The sequence below is a fragment of the Streptomyces sp. NPDC088124 genome, from assembly GCF_040685895.1.
Classification (GTDB): Bacteria; Actinomycetota; Actinomycetes; order Streptomycetales; family Streptomycetaceae; genus Streptomyces.
The window spans coordinates 1-16,745 of record NZ_JBFBJB010000044.1 but is presented as its reverse complement, the minus strand read 5'-3'; the positions used below and the strand labels follow the sequence as shown (position 1 = coordinate 16,745).

Genomic DNA, 16,745 nt, shown 5'->3' with positions numbered 1-16,745 from the left:
CCCTCGTACCGGTTTCCCGGTACGAGGGGCCTGCGCGAAGGGCCTCTGCGAGTACGCCGCCGGCTCAGCCGTCGTTCGCCCTCGACCGGCCGAAGAACTCGATCTCCGCGATCGAGACCTGCTTCTCGGGGCCCGCGCCGTACGCCGAGCGGATGATGAAGCGGACGCTGGACACCTCGCCCACGCGGAACTTGCGGCGCTGGGGGCCGCTGCCCTGGTCCAGGGTGATCTGGCGGGTGGTCTTCGTGCCGTCGGCGGCCGTGATCACCGCGTCCATCCGGTGCGGCATCGCCGCTTCCGTCAGGTCGCTCGCCCGGACGGAGATGCCCGGGGTGATGATCACGTCGAGAATGCGGATCGGCTGCTGGAATTCGGCCTGGATCCACTCGCCCTCGGCCGACTGGTCGATGCCGGGGCCCCACCAGGAGTTGCTGACCTTGTCGAAGGCCGCCTTCGGCTCGTGGTTCTTGAAGGAGCGGGACGCCGTCATCTTGTCGGGGTTGACCTGGGCGCGCTTGGCGAAGTGGTCGCGTGCGGCGTTCCAGGCGTTGTCCACGTTGAACGCGGCGAACACCACGAGCACCAGCGCGAGGGCCAGGGCGATCCAGCTGAAGATCCCGCTGATACCCCGCCGCAGACGCGGGCGGTCGCCGGCCCACGGGGCCGGGCGTTCGCCGGCGCCCCACCACATGCGGCGCCACCAGGGACGGGGGGCGTCCGGGATGCCGGTGCGGTCCGTGAGGGCCATGGCGCAGCGGCGGCAGAAGTGGCGGTCGGGGCGGTTGCCGGTGGAGCACCAGGGGCACGGGGGGCCGGTCTCGTCGGCCGGTTCCGCGCCGGGGGACTGGACGCGGGGCCGGGCGGCGGCGGGGCGGCCCGGGAGGACCGGGGCCACGTCCGGGGTGGTGGCGGGGCGCCCCTCCGGGTCGGCCACCGGGACGAGCAGGGCCCGCGCCCGTTCCGCCTCCTCGGCGGCGGAGGCGGAAGAGTGCGAGGGCGTCACCACGTGGGTGGGCGGCGCGGACGCGTAGGGGTTCGCCGGTGCGGCGTCCCGGGGTTCGGCGGCCTGTGCCTGGCGGTTGCGGAGCGTGGGTGTCGTGTCCTCGTCGTCCGGTGTCACCGGGTCCGCGTGGGGCCGCGGCGCGGGGGTGTTCGCCGCCGGGGCCGTACCGCCGGGGCCGGCCGCCGGGGCCGTACCGCCGGTCGGGCCCGTACCGCCGGTGTCCGGCGTGCCGCCCGGCGCCGAAGCAGCCGAAGCGGGCGAAGACGCCGGGGACGAAGACGCCGAAGACGAAGACGGCGGCTCCGGGGACCAGTTGAGGACCGCCCCGCAGCCGTCGCAGAAGGACTGGCCCGGTTCCGGCCGCGTACCGCACTCCGCGCAGTTGCTCGCCCTGCGACCGGAGGTGTCCGACGCCTGCGACGGCGGGGGCGAGGATGCCGGCGAGGAAGAAGTCTGGCTGGTCACCTGTCGGATGTCCTTTCAGCGGCGGTCACCTGGACCGTGTAAGGCATATGGGCGGGCCGCGCTGCCGCGACCAGGCGCTCCAGCCGGTGCGCGTCGGCCGGGGAAGGGTTCTTGAGCCGTACGGTGACGTGCAGTGCGGGCCTGCGCTCGCCCGGGACCGGGCCCAGCGGGCGGGCGTCCCAGGTCGCCGCGCCGCTCTCGGTGATCTCCGGCTCCACGCCGAAGACCAGCCGGACCGCCTCCGCCAGACCGAGCCGCGTGCCGCGGATACGGTGCAGGCGCACGGCGGCGGCCACCGCGGCGCGCAGCGCCGCGATCGTCTCCGGGGCGGGGGCCGTCTCGCTGGAGGTGAGCGCGGCGTCGTAACTCTCGGTCTCCGCGCCCACCCAGCTCCCCACCCAGCGGGTGAAGTCCGCCGGGGCGAGCGACGGGGTGAAGTAGGTGTCCAGGCAGTCCAGGACGTTGTGGAACGGCGCGAGCACCTCGTCCAGGCCCGCCACGAAACGCTGGGCGAGGTCGTCGTCCGCGAAGACCGCGGGGAGCATCATCCCCAGCGGGAACGAGGAGGCCAGCCCGTCCACCGAGCCCCGCGTGCTCGCCCCCGTACCGGTACTCACGAGGCGTCTCCGATGACCCGGACCCGGTGGTCGAACGAGAAGACCAGCGCCGGCGCCTGGAGGTCGATCCGCTCCGTGGGGTCGCCGCGCTTGCCGCTGAGCGGGTCCGCCGGGTGCAGCAGCACCTCGTCCACCAGCTCGACGCCCGGCACCCGTTGCAGCACCGCGAAGATCTCACCCGCCTGCACCGGGCGGCCGAACGGCCACCCCGTGCCGTGCGCGCCCCCGGTCAGCGGGTCGAGGTGGCGGTAGAGCGCGTCGTGCGCCAGGCGCCGTACCCGGTCGGTCTCCGTGCCGCGGAAGGCGTGCACCGTCGCGACGACCGTCACGCCCTGGTAGAACGGCGGCCCGACCGCCAGCCGGGTACCGATCAGCCGCCGTTCGTCGAGGTAGCGGGTGATACGGCCCAGCAGGGCGTCGCCCGGCACCAGTTGCTCGAAGCGCAGCCGCCCGCCCGGGTCGGAGACCGCCTGCGGGACCACCAGCACCCGTACCCCTTGCGCCCCGTGCTCGTCGGGATCCGCCTCCAGACAGGTGATCCGGGCCGTCTCGGGCGCCGCGCGCCGCGCCAGCTCCTCGTAGTCCCGCAGCGTGACGGCCCGGTCCTGGGCGCTCAGCGCGATCGGCGCCCGGAGCTTCGCCTCCTCGACGCTCTCACCGTCGACCCCGCCCACCGCGGCTTCCCGGTTGATCACCTCGGAGATGTACGGGACGGAGTCGCGCAGCACCCGGATCGCGCCGCGCGCGACATTGCCCGCCTTGCCGCCGCCCGTACGGTAGCGGCTCGCCCGGATCGGCGCTCCCTTGGGCGGCACCGCCCCGTACTGGCGCAGCGTGCCGTCCGGTTCGCGTACGGACGGGCCGAAGGCGATCTCACCGGTCGTCGCGTCGAGCGTGATGTGCCGGTCGTCGGGGCCCGAGGCGGCGAAGTGGCCGACGGTCTCCCAGTCGACCCAGCCGTCGCGCTCGGCGACCTGGAGGAGCAGCGGGGGCACATCGCCGATGACCGGGGTGTTGGCCAGCTGCAGCCGGAGCGCCGGCAGCCCGGTGGCCTCCCCCAGCGCCTCGTCGCGCACCGTCTCCGCGTGCACGACGCGCGTGGTGCCGCCGATGGTGAACGCCTCGGCGGACCGGATCGTCGGCGAGGTGGTGTAGAACGGCTGGTCCTGGAGCGGCTCGGTGACCCGGCAGCGCAGCCACCCCGCCTCGTGCCGCCCGGTACGGGAGAGCGCGTGGCCGCCGGGGACGTGCAGGACGACCTCGCCGGGCCGGTTGAGACCACCGGTGGTGTCCCGGTCGACCTCGCAGGCGGCCCAGCCGTCCGGCGTCCACGCCTCCCAGACGAGCGGCGGCTGCCGCGGGTCCACACCGACACCGTCGACCTGGCTGTCGAGCTCCAGGACGACCGCGCAGTCCGGCACGGCGGCGCTGAGCCCGAACATCATGCGGTCGCCGGGCCGGGGGGGCTCGCCGAAGCAGTGCACGTCCTTGGACTCGGCGAGGTCGGCGGTGCGGTCGACGGCCTGGTCGCCCTCGCGCTGCACCGTCAGGTACGACAGCTCACAGGGCACGACGGTGAGTTCGCGCTCCGTGGCGAAGACGACCGCCTCCTCCTCCTGGGAACGGGTCGTGCCGACCTCGGTGCCCGTCGCCAGGATCACGGGCTGCTGCTGCGGTGCCGACAGCCAGAACGTGACATCGGCGCGCGCCGCCGAGGGCGGGAAGAGGGTGATCCCGATGAGGTCCAGGAACGCCAGGTGGTTCTTCTCGGGCACCCGGTTGAGCCGGTACACGATCTGGTCGGCCATGTGCGCGACGGTCTCGACGAGGGTCACGCCCGGATCGGAGACGTTGTGGTCGGTCCACTCGGGGGCGCGCTGCTGGATGTACCGCTTGGCGTCGTCCACGAACTGCTGGAAGCGGCGGTCGTCGAGGTTCGGGGAGGGGAGGGCCATCAGCGGTCGTTTCCAATGTGTGCGTCGGACGTACCGGACCCCTCGGGTCCGTCGTGTGAGGGGATGACATAGAACGGGAAGACCAGGCTGCGCGGGTTGTTGGTGCCCCGGATCGAGTAGCGGACGTCGATGTAGAGCACGCCCTGCTGCTCCCCCGCGGTCACCGCGACGTCGTCCACGTCGATCCGCGGCTCCCAGCGGTCGAGGCTGGCGTACACCTCGTGCTGGATCCGGCCCGCGGTGGCCTCGTTGACCGGTGCGAAGACCATGTCGTGGATGGCGCAGCCGAATTCGGGCCGCATCGGCCGCTCGCCGGGCGCGGTGGCGAGGACGAGCCGGATGGCCTCCTCGACCTCGCGTTCCCCGCTGACCATGGCGATGCCGCCGGTGGGGCTGATACGGAGCGGGAAGGCCCACCCGGAGCCGACGAACTGTTCGGCCATCACAAGCCTCCTGTGGGGATGACCGGCACGCTGGACTTGATCGTGAGGCCCTTGAGGCCGAGGTTGGCGGTCGCGGTGAGCTGCATGGTGGTGGCCGCGGTGAGCGCCATGAGGCCGACGGTGGTCATGTTGATCGCCCCCGTCGCGTTGAGGGAGGCGACGCCGCCCGCCTTCATGGAGAGGGCGGCGCCCGCGTTGACGTTGAGGACGGTGCCCGAGGTGATGTTGAGCGGGCCGCCGCTGCGGATCGACAGGGATCCCCCCGCGTTCAGCGACAGGTTGCCGCCCGCCCGGATCGACACGGCGCCGGTGCCCTTGATGGACACCGTGCCCTTGCTGTCGATGACGATCTCGGTCTTCGTCCGGTCCAGGTTGATGGTGAGCTTCCGGTCGCCGGTGGTCAGCCGCACCCCGCGCTTGCGGCCGACGCTCTGGTCGAGCAGGTCGAGCCGGTTGTTGCTGCGGTCGGCCAGAGTGCGCCGGGTGACCTTGCCGCGCGTCGCGTCGTACACCGGCACGTCGTTGGGGGCCGGCTTGTCCTTGCCGTTGTAGAGGCCGCCGATCACGTACGGGTGGTCGAGCGCGCCGCGGTCGAACGCCACCAGCACCTCGTCGTCGACGTCCGGGCCGATGAGGCTCCCGCCCTTCTCGCCGCCGAACTGCACCGTGCGGACCCAGTCGCTGACGTACGTGTCGTCCAGCCACGGGAACTTCAGCTTGACCCTGCCCTGTTTGAGCGGATCCTTGATGTCGGTGACCAGCGCGTTGGCGACGCTCGGCAGCCGGGACGAGGCCGCCCCGCCACCGCCGGAGGCGAGCCCGTACAGCGAACGCCACTGGCGTCCGCTGACCGTCAGGAACGTCAGGTAGTGCTCCTGGTCCCCGAAGCTGTGGCGCGCGCCCGTGACCGTGTACTTGCCCTCGAACGGCTTGCCCACCTTCGCGAGGGTGACGGGGATGCCGGGACGCAGCTCCGGGTTGCCGTGCGCGGTGACCTCCACCTCGGCGAAGGAGGAGGTCACGTCGTCGGCGAGCGCCTCGGCCGCGTCCTGGGCCTCGGTGTCCTTGTCATAGGGCAGGTCGGTCCCGACCAGTTCGGCCTTGCCGAACTTGTCCGTCACCCTGGCCGGGGTCGTACCGATCTTCAGGCCGTCGTTGTCCAGGGCGGGAGACTTGCCGATGACCGTCCGCTTGGCCTGGACGTCCCAGCCGCGTACCCGGACCTCGGCCACCTGGTCGGCCGAGGTGACCGCCGACCGGCAGCGCAGGATCTCCTTACCGGCCGCCAGGACGAAGGGGCTCTTCTCGCTGGGGGTACTCGGCGGCGGGGCCTTCGACGCCTTTTCCCGCTTGACGAACCGGAACTCGCCCTTCGAGTCGATGTACGCCACCATCTCGTTCTCGTCCGCGAGCCGCTGGACGAAGTCCCAGTCGGTGACATTGGACTGGCTGATGAACTCGTACGCCCCGCCGCTCGACTCGACCTTGCCGAGCGGGATGCCGCTCTTGCCGGCCAGTTCCTTCGCGATCTCGGTGGCGGACTTGCCCTTGTACGCCTTCACCCGCCGGTGCCGGAGCATGCGGTGACCCTTGTCGTAACCGCGGATGACGGTGAACGTACCCGTCTGGTCGTAGTCGGTCTCAAGTGCCGTGACCTCGGCGGTGATCAGCGGGTTCTGCGCACCGTCGCCGTCCGTGACGGGCGCGATCACCACGGGCACGCCGATCTTGACGCTCAGGTCACCGAGGAGCATCTTCTTGTTGTCGCGGAAGGTGAGATGGAACGCGCCCGGCACGCCCGCGCCGAAGTCGACCCAGCCGCCGACCAGTTGCTTGTTCTCCGGGTTCTTGAGCTTGGTGCCCCCGATCTTCACGAAGAGGATGTTGGAGAAGCCGACCTCGGGCATCAGCCGCGCACCTCCTCGGCGGCGGGCAGCATCAGCTCGGTGCCGGGCGCCAGCACCGACGGGTTGTCGATGCTGTTGGCCTCGGCGATCGTGCGCCACGCGGTGGCGTCCCCGTACTCGCGCCAGGCGAGGAACTGGAGCGAGTCGCCCGCCACCACCCGGTGCACCCGGCGGGAGGTGAGCGCGCCCGAGGTGGGGTTCTGTCCGAGGGTGCTGCCCGGGATCTCGTTCATGCTCACCTGGCAGGTGGCCCGGATCGGCATCCCCGTGGTGTTGAAGAGGGTGTACGTGGCCTGTACGGAGGTGACGTACGCCGGGAACCGGGCGGTCGAGAAGGCGCCCCACTCGAAGACCACCCAGGGGGTGGAGGGCTGGTTCGCGGCGATACTCGCCGTGGTCGTCTCGCAGCAGGAGAAGAGCGCCTCGACCTTCTTGCGCACGTCGTTGCTGTCCGGGTCGTCGGAGCGGTCGAGGAAGATCTCCACCGACATCTCGCGGGGCTCGGGCCCCATGAACTCCGGCACCGCGCCGTCGCGTACGGCGGCGGTGGGCGTGGTCTTCCAGCTCGCCCGCCGGGTCAGCGACAGCTGGGCCGGGTTGAAGTCGAACTCGAACGTCTTCATCAGCGCACCGGGCGTGGTGCTGCTGCCGATCGGCGGCTGATGAATGGCGAGCGTCGCCCGTACCAGGCTGTCGCCCACACCGAAACTGCTGAGGTCCATCGGTCGGCTACTCCCCTACATCCGTGAAGCCGTGGTGCGCGATCTCCAGGACCTCGGTCGCCACGGCGGGGCTGTTCGGATCGAAGGACGGCCCGCGCCAGCTCACCGGGAGGACGTCGAGCAGCCCCCACCGGGTGACGATCGAGCCGTTGGCGCGCATCGCGACGATCTGCGCGGTGGGCCGGGTCACTCCGGTGGTGACGGAGGAGATCCAGGCCGCGACCTTCGAGGTCTCCGGACGGAGCGGGCGCGTCAGCGTGATGTTGGAGTAGCTGATGCGGGTGGGCAGCTGCCAGACGAAGTTGTTGTTTCCGCCTTCCTGCCGCTGCTCGACCTCGACCTGCGTGGAGAGCCCGTCACAGCCGTTGAAGGTGCCCAGGCTCTCCCCGTCGATGGAGAGGTTGAAGAAAATGGTGGTGCCGGGATCGAGCTCCTGGGACATCCGGTGGGCCTTCCTGCGGTTCCACGTGCGGTTCGGGGACGGGGGGACAGCCGGTCAAAGGGGACAACCGGTCAACGGCGGGGGTCGCGCAACTTGCCGATCCGCTCCCGGTCGACGCGGAGTTCGGTGCGGAGCATCCGGGTCATCGGTCCGATGAGCCGGTGGACCAACTCCGCCATCTGGTCCTCCTTCAGCTCACGGGGCTTGAACTGGCTGGTCACGGACGGTGGTTCGGGGTCCGTGGACTTCTTGCCGGACGTGTCTTCGTCCGGCGAACGCTGGACGGTGACCTGATGGGCCGGGGCCCGCTGAACGGAGGAACGCTGCGCCGGGGCCGTCGTGTTCCCTGGGGGCGACATGCTCCCCGCCGGCCGGCCGCCTCGCTCGGGGGCCCGCTGTACGGCGACCGTCGTGGACCCGCGCGGCGGGGACGGCCTGGCGGGCGCGGCCGGCGTGGTGAGCCGGGCGGCCTGCGGGACGTCCGCCGGTGCCACGGCCGGGGTCGCGGCGGCCCGCTGTACGGGGAGCGCCACGGGCGGACGGGGCGCGGCGGGCGCGAGGGAGACGACCCGGCTCGGGGCCGCCGGGGGCGCCGTGGCACCGGGGGCGGGGGGCCCTGAGGTGCCTGGGGCGCTTGGGGTGCCGGGGATGCCCGCGATGGCCGGCTGAGTGCCGGGGTTACGGGGAGCGGCCGTCATCGGCGTAGGGACCGGCCCCGCGGGGGCGCGCTGTATCGAAACCGGCGCCGAAGCCGGAGCCGAAGCAGGGACAGCGGGTGGTGTCGGTGCCGAGGTCGGCCGCACCGCCGTCGGCCGCACCGCCGTCGGCCGCACCGCCGTCGGCCGCACCGCCGTCGGCCGGACCGCCGTCGGCGCCGCGAGCGAGCGCTGAACGGTGGGGGAGGCCGGGGCGACACCGCTGAACTTGAGCCCGTCCGTGCTGAGTTGCACGGGCGGCGGCGCGTCCTGCGCGGCACGGGGCGCGGGCGCGGCGGCCGCGCTCGGCATCGCGGCCGGGGCGGATATCGGGGCGGACAGCGGTGCCGCCGGGCGGACAGCGGCCGGGCCGGAGCCGCCCGCGGCGGACGGCGCGGGGGCGTGCGGGCCCGGTTGCGCCGGCCGCTGCGCGGCGGGGCGTGGCGCCCCGGGCTGTACGGCGCGCTGCACGGTCGGCGGTACGGCGGCGGACCGCGCGGTGCCACCGGTGGCCGGGGCCGCGCCCGAACCGGTCGGGGCGGTACGGCGCAGCGGAACGGCGGCCGGGGCGCTCGGCGCCGGAGCCACCGGCGCCGAGGGAGCCCCCGGAGCCATGGGGGCCACCGACGTCATCGGCCCGGAGCGCGGCTGCGCGGCGAGCAGGGGCCGCCCGGCGGAGCCCGGACCCGCGACCGGGCCCGTGGACGGACCCGTCGAAGGCGCCGTGGCGGCACCACCGGGAGCGGCGGACCGCTGTACGGCGACGGGCGCGGGGGCCGCCGCGGTCCGGCGTGCCGGAGCAGCGGAGGAGGGAGCGGGAGTGGAAGCGGAGGTAGGGGCGGAAACGGAAGAGGAGGCGGGAGGCGCATCGGCGGGCAGGCGTCGCAACGGAGTCCCGGACGGGCGCGGAGCGACCGGCGCCGTACGGGATACCGGAGCCGCCGCGGCGGACGGTGCCGTGGTCACCGGCGGAGTCGAACCCACCAGCGGAGCGACCGGCGCGGGCGCGGACGGGAGCACCGTCGGCGCCTCGGCCGCTGACGTGGTGACGGCCGACGATCGCTGGACGACCGGCGCGGGCACGGATGCCGGCGCGGGCGTAGGCGCGGACTGTGCCGGACCCCCCGCACCGGCCGGACGCGCCGACGGGGCCGGCGTACCGGGCACCGAAGGCCGAGGACCGGAACCGGCGGAGGAAGGCGAGGGCGAGGGCGAAGGTGACGACGGCGACGGTGCGGGGGTGTTGACCGACTGCCGCTGCACCGGAAGCGCACGCGCGGGGCCGCCGGCCGGGCCACCGGAACCGGAAGCACCGGACGGCTCACCCCGGCCGGGGCGGACCACAGGAGCCGGAGTCGAGGCCTGAGCCGACGCCGGAGGAACCGGCGGAATCGGCCGCACGGGCGAGTCCCCGGTGGCCGAGCGCTGCACCGGAGCGGATGCACCGGTCGAGCTCCCCCTCCTGGACGCGGCAGGGCTCGTCCCCGTACCGGCGTCAGGAGCGGTGAGCCGCTGCGCGCCGGTCGGCGCCGCCGCACCACCGGAGCGCGTCCGCGTGGACCGCTGGACCACCGGCGGCCCCCCTGCGGCGGGCGAACCGGAGACCGGCGCCCCGAGCAGCGGGCGTCGCGGCGGCGTCGGCTTCACGGGAGGCACCGCGGAAGAAGAGGAAGGAGACGGCGGAGAAGACGGAGCGGGCGAAGCCGGGGCGGGCGAAGCCGGAGCGGGCGAAGCCGGGGGTACGACAGAGCCGCTGGTGGGCGCCCCCAGCGCGGTCGTACGAATGGGACCACTGGACGCGCTGCGCTGTACGGGCGCCGGGGCCGCCGAAGAGGCGGGCGCCGCCGACGGGGCGGACCGGCCGGTCCCCCCACGCACGGGAGCCTGCGCCGTGGAGCCCGTGGAGCCCGTGGAGCCCGTGGAGCCCGTGGAGCCCGACGATGCCGGGGCCGTGGGCGCGGCCGGAGGCGCCGGGACCGCCGGGGTTGCCGGGCGCTTCGGCGGCGCCGGGGGCGTCGCGCCCTTCGGCGCCGGAGGCCGGGGTCCGGGCCCCGGCGGCACGGCCGGCGCCGACCCGCCCTTCGGACCGCTGCCCGAGTCGCCCCGGGTCTCGCCGCCGCTCCGGGCGCCGGACGGCTTCGTACCGGGCGCGACGGCCCGCTGCACCGGAGTGACCGGAGCAGGCGCGGGCGTAGGCGCGGGCGCCGAAGAAGCGGCCGGGGAAGAGGAAGAAGGTGCGGGCGACGCGGCAGGACGCGTGGCGGACCCGGGACGCGCCGCCGGAGCGGGCGCGGCGGGGGACGGCGTCGCCGGAGAAGCAGGCGCGGCCTGAACCGCCGGAGCCGAGGGAGCGGAAGGAGTCGCGGGAGCCGGTACGGACGACGCGGACCCGGTCAGTGCGGACGCACGCGGCGCCGGAGCGGACCCGGCCGACGCGGCCGGAGCAGCCGCACGCGGCGCCGGAGCAACCGGAGCAGAAGGAGTCGCCGGAGCCGGTGCGACCGGAGCAGCCGCGCCCGAGGCCGGAGCAGACGCACCCGAACCCGGAGCGACCGCACGCGACACCGAAACAGCCGAGCCCGCGCCCGAGCCCGAAGCAGCCCCGCCCGGGCCCGAGGCGGACGGACGGGAAGCGGGAGCAGCCGCACGCGGCGCCGGAGCGGCCCCGCCGGAGGCCGGAGCGGACGGACGAGAAGCAGGGGCCGGGGCAGGGGCCGGGGCCACCGTGCGTGGCTCGGCCGTGGTCGGGGCGGGGGCGGACGCGCGGGGCGCGGACGCGGGGAGCACCCGGCGCTGGGGCGCCCGCGGGGTGGGGGCCTTGGTCAGCGCGCGCGGGGCCGGCGTGGCCGCCGGTCCGGAGGCGGACCGGGGCCGTACGGGCGCGACCCGCGGGCCCGTCGCCCGCTGGACCGCGAGGGCCGCACGAGAGACGTCGGCGCCGGCACCGGCCACCCTGCGAGGCCCGCCGGTACCGGCGGCGCCCACGCCGGGCGCACCCGCGCCGCTCGCGGCCGCCGGGTCGTCCTCGACCACGACGACCGGCAGCGAGAGCGAGGGCTCGCCCAGCCCGCCCGACCTGGAGGACGAGGCGGGTGTCAGCGCGTCCCGGATCAGACCGGTCGGCGCGCTGTCGAGGACGGCGTGCGAGAGCGTCCCCGTGAAGGACGGGTTCTGCCAGGTGGACAGCGTGCCCGCGAAGTTGGCGGAGGCGACCGAGTGCGTCGCCGGGGCGCGCTGGATCGGCGGCAGTCCGGCCCAGCCCCGCCCCCCGGCCGAAGCCATGGGGGCGGAACCGGAACCGGAACCGGAACTGGAAACGGAGACGCCGGAGTCCGGGCCCGAGCCCGAACCGCCCGCGCCCGTGACACCCGTACCCGTGCCGCCCGTACCCGCGGCGTCCTTAACAGGGGCGGGGGACGGCAGCACACCGTCCCCGTTCCCACCGCCGGTGCCGGCACCCGTGTCGGCACCGGCTCGGCCCCGGCCTCTGAGCCGGTCGAAAATACCCATTACCGCTCCACCGTTGCTCGCGTCACCAGCGTGGCGATCTGCTCGGCGTACCGCCGACGCTCGCGGTGTTCGAGGTCCAGGATGTCCTCCAGGCTCCAGTGGAAGTGATAGGCGATGTACGCGACCTCTTCATGGATACGGTCGGTCGCGTACGTCACGATTCCCCCAGGCGGCTCCCGCCGAGTTCGACCTCGAACGGCTGCTCGCAGTGGGGGCATTGCACCCCGGCCCTCGTGTGGCCCTCGGCATTGATCTGACGGTAGAAATCCTGCAGGAAGGCGAGGTCGGAGGCGAACATGTTCTCCACCACACCGTCGTGCACCTGGGGAACCCCGCCCAGCCGGGTGATCACCCGGCCGAGCAGGACCACCGACAGATACGCGGGGTTCTGCTGAACCCGCAGATCCTGCAGGGGGATCAGTTCGTCCCGCGCGGTCGCCAGACGCATCGTTCCGTCGCGGTGCACGACGCCTTCGCTGTCCACGTATCCGCGCGGCAGCTCGAACGCGAACTCCGTGCGCATCCGCTCCCGCTCGGGCTCCCGGCGCCCGGCGGGCTCCGGTGCGGGGGCCGGGGCCGGCGCCGGCGCGGGCGTCTCCGCCTGCACCGGCGCCGGTACCGCGTCCCCGGAAGCGGACTTGGTAGGTACCCCTCGACGCATTACTCGATTGACATTTCTTCGTAGGTGATCGTGACGGTCTCGGTGAGCGTGCCCGCCTCGCCGGCCTTGAGCGCGCTGCCCTCGACCGCACAGCACCAGGCGTTCCGCATGTTGTAACGCCGGACCGGGTTCATCTGGTAGTCCATCACCACGATGGTGGCGTTCTTGCGCGCCGAGCCCATGTCACCGCGGATCGAGTCCTTGATCCACGTGTCGAAGGCGTCGGACATGGTCATGCCGCGCACGACGGTGGCCTCGCCCGCGACCTGGACGCCGGGGGCCTTCGACGTGGTGGGCTGGCCGTTGGCCGAGTTCTGCTTGCTCTCGATCACGTCCTGCTTCATCGTCAGGCCGGTGGCCTCCTGGAGATACTCCACCAGGACACCGTCGATCTGCAGCCCGAAGTTATGTGAAGTGAAAGAGTCACCAGGCATAAGACTCATGGAGCTTGCTCCTTCTGCTACTGCTGTCGCGCTCGTTGAGAACGGCTACTGCTTGTGCGGCCGCCGCTACTGCCGCTGCCGCGGCGGCTGTTGCCCGTCAGGCGGGCCGGCCGGCGGAACACCGGCCGGCGGAACACTCGCCTGTTACTCCTCCAGCTCGCTGCCGGCGCCGGTGATCTGCGCCAGCCGGAAGATGACGAACTCGGCCGGCTTGACCGGCGAGACACCGATCTCGCACATCACGCGTCCGAGGTCCACCGACTCCGGCGGGTTGGTCTCCTCGTCGCACTTCACGTAGTACGCGGCCTCCGGCGTGGCGCCGAAGAGCGCGCCGCTGCGCCACTCGGTGATCAGGAACGCCGAGATGTTACGGCGGATACGGGCCCACAGCGCGTGGTCGTTCGGCTCGAACACCACCCACTGGGTGCCGATGAGGATGGACTCCTCCAGGTAGTTGAAGTACCTGCGGACGTTGAGGTAGCGCCAGGCCGGGTCGGAGGACAGGGTGCGCGCACCCCAGACCCGGATGCCGCGGCCGGGGAAGGACCGGATGCAGTTGATGCCGAGCGGGTTGAGCAGGTCCTGCTCGCCCCGGGTGACCTGCGTCTCCAGCTCGACCGCGCCGCGTACGACCTCGTTGGCGGGGGCCTTGTGCACACCGCGCTCGAAGTCGTTACGGGCCCAGATGCCCGCCACGTGACCGCTCGGCGGGATGAGCCGCGTCTTGCCGCCGGCCGGGTCGAAGACCTTGATCCAGGGGTAGTAGAGCGCCGCGTACTTGGAGTCGTAGTTGGACGTCTCCTGGCGCCAGACGCGGATCTGGCGGGCGTTGAGGCCCGGCGGCGGGTCGATGATGGCGAGGCGGTCGCCCATCAGCTCGCAGTGCGCGATCAGACCGAGCTGGACGGCCTTGACGGCCTCCAGGTCGATGGCGCCGCGCTGGTAGGCGGCCATCAGGTCGGGGACGGCGACCATCGAGACCTCGTCCACCGCCTCAAGGCCACCGAAGCCGGTACGGTCCGCGGAGTCGCCCAGGTAGTCGGCGACGCCGACCTGCTCGGCCTCGACCGCGCCGGGAAGCGCGGGGGCCGCGGCGGGGGCGGCGGGAGCCGCGAGGGCGACCGTCTGGTTGTCCGGGCGGGCGAGCTGCGAGGCAGCGGCCCCCTCCACCACGGAGATCAGCTTGGAGCGTTCCTTGACCTGAGTGACCACATAGTTGCGGGCGCTCTTCTTCGCCGAGACGTCGAAGGTCTCGACAGCCTTCGCACCGTCCTTGACGACAAGGCGGAAGCGCTCGGCGGGGCCCTCGCCCTCGGCGTCCGCGACCTCGACACTGAGCGTGCCGCTGTCGCCGGGCGCGATGGCCGACACCTTGAAGGTGCCGAGCGCCTTGGGCTCACCGGCCGTCAGCGCGGCGGGCCCCGTGGCGCCCGCGACGGCCGAGCGACCGCGCCCGCCGTCAACGGAATCGGTGCCCTCGCCCCCGGCGCCGGACACTCCTCCACGCACGCCGCCCACGCGGACGACGTAGGCGGCGGAACCGCCGTTGTTGAAGAAGCCGTACACCGAGTGGGCAAGGAAGTAACCGTCGGTGAACTCACCGAAGGCCGCGACGTACTGGGTCCAGTTGGTCACCAGAGTCGGCTCGTTGAGCGGACCTTCCGGCGCCAGGCCGACGAAGGCCGCCACGGAAGTGCCCACACCCTCGATCGGACGCGAGCCGCTGGCCACCTCTTCCACGTATACGCCCGGCGACAGGTAAGACGGCATGCTCTGCTCTCCTCGGGGTACAAGACAAGTCGTCATCTCACTCTCACGCGGGCAGCGCCCGGTTGAAACGTCCTGCCGTACCTGACCGGGGGCACGTTTCCTGCCCTCGGCGGCGTGAACGTCGTGGGCAGGGTGTGACCACGGTGCGGCGGAGGGCCATCTCCCAAGGGCGGCGGCCCCGGAAAATTGCCCCTTCGGGCATCCGGGGGGACCCTTCGGCCCTTCCCCCTGCCTGCCGGACCGCCCGCGCTGCCCGCCAGGGCCGCCCGGACGGCACTTGGGGCATCCGGCCCCGGTGGGAAGCGTGGATTCCGCAAGACTCCGGGGGCAGGGGCCGTCACCTCTTCGGGCAGCGGGGGTACCCAACGGCTTCTGACATCGCTCCGCCCCGGCAACTAGCGTCCGGAGGGTGACCCTCTGGACCTCCCTGGAGCCCGCCTCGACCACCGTCGACCCGGGCAGCAGCACCACCGTACGACTGCGTCTGCGCAACACGGGCGACGTGGTCGACGAGTACCGCTTCGAGCCGGTCGGCGATGTCGCACCATACGTCACGGTGGAACCGCCGACCCTCCGGCTCTATCCAGGAACCACCGGGGCCGTGGAGCTGACCTTCTCCCCGCCCCGGACCCCGGACTCCACGGCGGGGCCGCATCCGTTCGGCGTGCGGGTCCTGCCCACCGAGAACACGGACGCCACCACGGTCACCGAAGGCAACATCACCTTCACCCCGTTCATGGAGGTACGGGCCGAACTCGTCCCGCACACCGTCAAGGGCCGCTTCCGGGGCCGCCCCAAGCTGGCGGTCGACAACCTCGGCAACACCAAGTTCACCGGCTCGATCAGCGGCAGTGACAACGGCGACCAGCTCTCGTACGAGATCGCCCCCTCCAACGTCCAGATCGAACCCGGCCGCGCCGCCTTCGTCGACGCGACCCTCAAGCCCAAGCAGATCACCTGGGCGGGGCAGAAGCAGTCGAGGCCGTACGAGCTGGCGGTGCGGCGCTCGGGGACCGAACCGCTGCCGGTGTCGGGGACGTACGTCCAGCGCAGCGTGATGCCGTACTGGCTGATGACGGTGCTGAGCCTGCTGCTCGCGCTCACCATCGCCGGCATCGTCCTCTGGTTCAGCTTCCAGCCGAACTTCCGGTCCATGGCGAAGGAGATACCCATGGGGAACGCGGCGGCGAAGGCGCTGCCGGAGGAGGCCCCGGAGGTGAAGCCGGAGAAACCGGTGCTGGAGGACGCCCCCAAGGAGCAGCCCGAGGAGCAGAGCGACGGCGACGGAGACGGCGGCGGGGGCGGCGGCGGGGGCGACAAGGAGGAGCCCGAGGAGGAGCAGGAGACCGCTCGGGGCCCGCTGCCCATCACGTCGGCGGACAAGCCGAACCTCTTCGTGCAGTTCGCGCAGGTACGGCTGGTCAAGGGAGCCGGCGGCTGCAAGCTGACCCGTGACCACCAGGTCGGCAAGCTCGACTCGGCGACCCGGGACGCGCTGGCGTGCTTCCAGACGTCCAACGACGAGGCGTACGGCGAATTCAGCCAGCTGGAGAAGACGGACGGGCTCGGGAAGCTGGGCCGTTCGACGATGACCGCGCTCCTGGCGGCCCACTTCGTCGCGGTGAAATCCGTGCCGATGGAGGAGGGCAAGGAGGACCCCGAGGTGCCGTGGGTGCGGAACATCATGTTCTGGAGCAACAACGTGGAGATCGACGAGGCGGAGCTCGCCACGACGGTGGCGCTCACCAAGGACAACATCGCCTATCTCCGGGGCGGCGATCCGAAGCCCACATCGGTGGCGACGAAGAACCTCGCGAACTGGATCAAGTCGTACCAGGCGATCTTCAAGTCCGAGCAGACCGGGACGGTCAACGAGATCACGCTCAACCAGTGGAAGGCGGGCTGGGTCAAGACCCAGGCCGAGCCCGGCACGGTGCCGGCCGAATCGTGGCTCCCCGCACCGGTGGAATGACCGAGCGAGACGGACGGAACAGGTGGTGACGAGCCGACGGAAGGGGCGCGGGATGGCAGGCTGGGGGGATGCGTCTTCCTTCGCGTGGTCCCGGCCGCCTTCCGGGGGCCGTCGCCCGCCCTTCCGCCGTGGGCGGTGCC

The 16,745-nt window shown here is 72.8% G+C and carries 16 protein-coding genes; 4 read left to right on the top strand and 12 right to left on the bottom strand.

The features are described from left to right. Positions 1–64: 64 nt before the first annotated feature. The 8 genes from AB0P17_RS30610 to AB0P17_RS30575 all read right to left on the bottom strand — a co-directional run bounded on the left by AB0P17_RS30610 (position 65) and on the right by AB0P17_RS30575 (position 8,087). Positions 65–1,468 (bottom strand): zinc ribbon domain-containing protein, encoded by a 1,404-nt coding sequence (locus AB0P17_RS30610; protein WP_365815843.1) that lies wholly within the window; start codon positions 1,466–1,468, stop codon positions 65–67. Further along, positions 1,465–2,016, bottom strand: a complete 552-nt coding sequence (locus AB0P17_RS30605) for a phage tail protein (protein WP_365815969.1) — start codon at positions 2,014–2,016, stop codon at positions 1,465–1,467. The genes AB0P17_RS30610 and AB0P17_RS30605 overlap by 4 nt, the downstream gene beginning before the upstream one ends. Before the next feature lie 65 nt (positions 2,017–2,081). Further along, entirely contained in the window at positions 2,082–4,040 is a 1,959-nt protein-coding gene (locus AB0P17_RS30600; protein WP_365815841.1) for a putative baseplate assembly protein, read from the bottom strand. Then, positions 4,040–4,483 carry a GPW/gp25 family protein gene (locus AB0P17_RS30595; RefSeq protein ID WP_365815839.1) on the bottom strand — a complete coding sequence of 148 codons (444 nt, stop codon included), beginning with the start codon at positions 4,481–4,483 and terminating at the stop codon, positions 4,040–4,042. Before AB0P17_RS30595 ends, AB0P17_RS30600 begins: the two co-directional genes overlap by 1 nt. Beyond that, positions 4,483–6,390 carry a VgrG-related protein gene (locus AB0P17_RS30590; RefSeq protein ID WP_365815837.1) on the bottom strand — a complete coding sequence of 636 codons (1,908 nt, stop codon included), beginning with the start codon at positions 6,388–6,390 and terminating at the stop codon, positions 4,483–4,485. Before AB0P17_RS30590 ends, AB0P17_RS30595 begins: the two co-directional genes overlap by 1 nt. After that, positions 6,390–7,112, bottom strand: a complete 723-nt coding sequence (locus tag AB0P17_RS30585) for a LysM peptidoglycan-binding domain-containing protein (protein WP_365815835.1) — start codon at positions 7,110–7,112, stop codon at positions 6,390–6,392. Before AB0P17_RS30585 ends, AB0P17_RS30590 begins: the two co-directional genes overlap by 1 nt. 7 nt (positions 7,113–7,119) lie before the next feature. Further along, on the bottom strand, positions 7,120–7,554 hold the full coding sequence (locus tag AB0P17_RS30580; RefSeq protein WP_365815833.1) for a phage tail protein: 435 nt from the start codon (positions 7,552–7,554) through the stop codon (positions 7,120–7,122). 71 nt (positions 7,555–7,625) lie between these two features. Further along, positions 7,626–8,087, bottom strand: coding sequence for a hypothetical protein (locus tag AB0P17_RS30575; RefSeq protein ID WP_365815831.1), 462 nt, complete (start codon positions 8,085–8,087; stop codon positions 7,626–7,628). A 136-nt stretch (positions 8,088–8,223) separates the two neighbouring features. Here AB0P17_RS30575 and AB0P17_RS30570 point away from each other — a divergent pair, with 136 nt between their 5' ends. The 3 genes from AB0P17_RS30570 to AB0P17_RS30560 all read left to right on the top strand — a co-directional run bounded on the left by AB0P17_RS30570 (position 8,224) and on the right by AB0P17_RS30560 (position 10,581). Continuing rightward, the gene (locus AB0P17_RS30570; protein ID WP_365815829.1) at positions 8,224–8,445 is read left to right on the top strand and encodes a hypothetical protein; all 222 of its coding nucleotides are present in this window, start codon (positions 8,224–8,226) and stop codon (positions 8,443–8,445) included. A gap of 45 nt (positions 8,446–8,490) precedes the next feature. Then, entirely contained in the window at positions 8,491–9,615 is a 1,125-nt protein-coding gene (locus AB0P17_RS30565; RefSeq protein WP_365815827.1) for a hypothetical protein, read from the top strand. Positions 9,616–9,753: 138 nt separating this feature from the next. Then, positions 9,754–10,581: a hypothetical protein gene (locus AB0P17_RS30560; protein ID WP_365815825.1), complete on the top strand. Its 828-nt coding sequence runs from the start codon at positions 9,754–9,756 to the stop codon at positions 10,579–10,581. 1,177 nt (positions 10,582–11,758) lie between these two features. On the opposite strand, the gene AB0P17_RS30555 is transcribed toward AB0P17_RS30560, so the two are convergent. From AB0P17_RS30555 to AB0P17_RS30540, 4 genes are all read right to left on the bottom strand, one after another. Next, positions 11,759–11,917 (bottom strand): DUF6760 family protein, encoded by a 159-nt coding sequence (locus tag AB0P17_RS30555; protein ID WP_365815823.1) that lies wholly within the window; start codon positions 11,915–11,917, stop codon positions 11,759–11,761. Then, positions 11,914–12,420 (bottom strand): hypothetical protein, encoded by a 507-nt coding sequence (locus tag AB0P17_RS30550; protein WP_365815821.1) that lies wholly within the window; start codon positions 12,418–12,420, stop codon positions 11,914–11,916. The genes AB0P17_RS30555 and AB0P17_RS30550 overlap by 4 nt, the downstream gene beginning before the upstream one ends. After that, a complete protein-coding gene (locus AB0P17_RS30545) occupies positions 12,420–12,863 on the bottom strand; it encodes a phage tail protein (RefSeq protein WP_365815819.1) in 444 nt (147 codons plus the stop codon). Before AB0P17_RS30545 ends, AB0P17_RS30550 begins: the two co-directional genes overlap by 1 nt. A gap of 144 nt (positions 12,864–13,007) precedes the next feature. Beyond that, the gene (locus AB0P17_RS30540) at positions 13,008–14,633 is read right to left on the bottom strand and encodes a phage tail sheath subtilisin-like domain-containing protein (protein WP_365815817.1); all 1,626 of its coding nucleotides are present in this window, start codon (positions 14,631–14,633) and stop codon (positions 13,008–13,010) included. Between the two features lie 409 nt (positions 14,634–15,042). Between AB0P17_RS30540 and AB0P17_RS30535 the strand changes: the two genes are divergently transcribed. Continuing rightward, positions 15,043–16,605: a hypothetical protein gene (locus AB0P17_RS30535; RefSeq protein WP_365815815.1), complete on the top strand. Its 1,563-nt coding sequence runs from the start codon at positions 15,043–15,045 to the stop codon at positions 16,603–16,605. Positions 16,606–16,745 lie beyond the last annotated feature (140 nt).

Bases quoted from the DNA above. Each gene is read 5' to 3' on its own strand.
- AB0P17_RS30605 (WP_365815969.1), bottom strand. From the start codon at position 2,016: ATGATGCTCCCCGCGGTCTTCGCGGACGACGACCTCGCCCAGCGTTTC.
- AB0P17_RS30600 (WP_365815841.1), bottom strand. From the start codon at position 4,040: ATGGCCCTCCCCTCCCCGAACCTCGACGACCGCCGCTTCCAGCAGTTC.
- AB0P17_RS30595 (WP_365815839.1), bottom strand. From the start codon at position 4,483: ATGGCCGAACAGTTCGTCGGCTCCGGGTGGGCCTTCCCGCTCCGTATC.
- AB0P17_RS30590 (WP_365815837.1), bottom strand. From the start codon at position 6,390: ATGCCCGAGGTCGGCTTCTCCAACATCCTCTTCGTGAAGATCGGGGGC.
- AB0P17_RS30585 (WP_365815835.1), bottom strand. From the start codon at position 7,112: ATGGACCTCAGCAGTTTCGGTGTGGGCGACAGCCTGGTACGGGCGACG.
- AB0P17_RS30580 (WP_365815833.1), bottom strand. From the start codon at position 7,554: ATGTCCCAGGAGCTCGATCCCGGCACCACCATTTTCTTCAACCTCTCC.
- AB0P17_RS30550 (WP_365815821.1), bottom strand. From the start codon at position 12,420: ATGCGTCGAGGGGTACCTACCAAGTCCGCTTCCGGGGACGCGGTACCG.
- AB0P17_RS30545 (WP_365815819.1), bottom strand. From the start codon at position 12,863: ATGAGTCTTATGCCTGGTGACTCTTTCACTTCACATAACTTCGGGCTG.
- AB0P17_RS30540 (WP_365815817.1), bottom strand. From the start codon at position 14,633: ATGCCGTCTTACCTGTCGCCGGGCGTATACGTGGAAGAGGTGGCCAGC.